Here is a 1,600-nt window from a genome sequence, read left to right on the forward strand (position 1 = left end):
CCAGGATTTTCCACGTCTTTTGACTCGAAATATATCTGTCCTTCAGGTAATCCTTCTTTTATTTTAGTACCAACCATAACCCCTAATTCCCGTATAACTTGATTTGCTGCATCCGTGAAATCGAAAGTAAATTTAAGGTACAAATTATTGGTTGGTACATTTGAGGACCTAAACCTCCCTGTTGGAGTCAAAAGCTCTCCATTCTCATCACCTGTGCAAAAGAGAACCTCATCTGCAGTACGTCTGCCAAGCTCATTGAGCAGTTTTTCAGAAGTTATCAGCTCTGGTGGTGTGCTTTCACTATATTCTACAGTAACTGCACTATTTGCCCTGATAGAGCTATTTTCCGTACGTTTTATTACACCACTACTGCTATCAACTATATAATCTATACTTGGCTGATACACTGTTTGCCCTGTAAAAACCCTTACATCTTTAATAGTGTGGTGATCTAGAGCTATTTCACCCTCAACAAAAACTTTTTCGACCTGATGGCTACTTTCCCAATTTGTATCACCACCTCCCCAAGCAAGATGTAGAGATTGCTCTTTTATACTTGCGGCTATTGCTGCTCTTCCTGACTCTGTGAGTATTGACATTAATTACCTTATTTCATAGCAAAGCAATTGCTTCAAATACCAATTGTTAACTCAAGCCCCCTTATATATATAAGTTCAACTTTTTTCAGAAATGTGTTCACTTTTTTTTGCAATTCTTTTTTTCATAATAAGTTTTTATTGACTAATCTTTAATCTACTTTAGACATAATATACTTACTTTTAGATATATGATAACTAATAGAGAATTTTGGGAAAGTAGTTTAGAAATGCCAGTATCCTTTTTGCTTAAGGACTTTCAAAATCCAAGTTTACGTGAAAGTTGGCTTGATTCTCTTTCTGGTAGACAATTAAGTGTGATCTTTAACCATTATTTTCAGAATAAGCAAAATAGGCAATTATTTAAAGACCACGAAAAATGCGATGATATTTCAACTCAGCAAAAACGCAAGATGCTTATTAAAATTTCTGAATCTCTGTTTGATTATTATTTAGTCAATCGTTTTAGTCGTGCAAAATCAGAAACAACTATAGCTGAAGTAGCACAGTCTGTATTAGGCCAAGATCTTCTGAAGTCATTTCTGCTACAAAATAACAAATATGACAAAAAGTCCTTGTTGTTCACTCTCTTTATAACTAATCATAACTTACTAAAACAAATTTTCTGCTTTAATCAAGTACAGAAAACAGGGTTTTTACCTTTCGTATTAAAAAATCCTCCAAGACAAAAGTCCACTTCATTTAAGAATTTTTTATCAGAAAGTACAATACAGGAAATATTAAAACAGCATGATCTCTCAGAAAATGATAGTTTTGAAAGTCAGTTTCAAGAACTCTTTTACTACCAAAATAGTATTTACTTATTTATACGACGTGCTAGTAAAGATAAAGATTTTGTGATAAGTTTAAATAAAGTAATACATGGTTATAAGCCTGATTGGATCATTTTTGATTTTTCTTCTAATGCTAATCAAGTACATTTATCCACTAAAAATATTAAACACGGTTTAAAAATAGCAAATAGTATTGTCAGCCTTTATTTT

Annotated in this window: 1 protein-coding gene and 1 pseudogene; one reads left to right on the forward strand and one right to left on the reverse strand. The window is 32.5% G+C overall.

The genetic code is table 11. The features are described from left to right. Positions 1 to 599: hypothetical protein (locus tag DM84_RS05865; RefSeq protein WP_250779056.1), on the reverse strand; the 599-nt coding region annotated here is incomplete at its 3' end. A 188-nt stretch (positions 600 to 787) separates the two neighbouring features. Here DM84_RS05865 and DM84_RS05870 point away from each other — a divergent pair. After that, a pseudogene (locus DM84_RS05870) lies at positions 788 to 1,600 on the forward strand (hypothetical protein); the annotation flags it as partial.

This window comes from Wolbachia pipientis, from assembly GCF_023661085.1.
Lineage (GTDB): Bacteria > Pseudomonadota > Alphaproteobacteria > Rickettsiales > Anaplasmataceae > Wolbachia.